This window comes from Brachybacterium sp. Marseille-Q7125, assembly GCF_023062615.1.
In the GTDB taxonomy this organism is placed as follows: Bacteria; Actinomycetota; Actinomycetes; order Actinomycetales; family Dermabacteraceae; genus Brachybacterium.
Genome location: NZ_JALLAL010000211.1, coordinates 1 through 400, shown reverse-complemented (window position 1 = coordinate 400; position 400 = coordinate 1). Strand labels below are relative to the sequence as shown.

The window sequence follows — 400 nt, the reverse complement described above, 5'->3', positions numbered from 1 at the left end:
AGGGCAAGATATACAAGAAAAACGAAGTTGTAAAAACAATCCATACGGATATTGAGGGGATCGCTTCTACTTCTGCTGACCTTTTGCCTTACGGGAATTTCCGTATCGTTGAGAAACAAGCTCCAAACGGTTACTTGACAGACGGTGCGAAGCCGATTGATTTTACAATCACAGAAAACGGAAAAATCGTGGACTTAACAGACGAAGCCCACTCTATCTACAATCAGATTAAGCGTGGGGATATTGAGGGCGTGAAAATCGGTGCAGGCACACACAAGCGTCTTGCTGATGTTCCCTTTAGGATCACAAGCAAGACAACGGGCGAAAGTCATGTTGTGGTAACTGACGATAATGGGCAATTCTCCACTTCTTCAAAATGGGCTTCGCACAAGCACAATAC

Annotated in this window: 1 protein-coding gene; it reads left to right on the top strand. The window is 44.5% G+C overall.

What is annotated here, in order from left to right; genetic code table 11:
- The coding region (locus MU407_RS14260; RefSeq protein WP_246958470.1) for a SpaA isopeptide-forming pilin-related protein at positions 1–400 on the top strand (400 nt) is incomplete at both ends.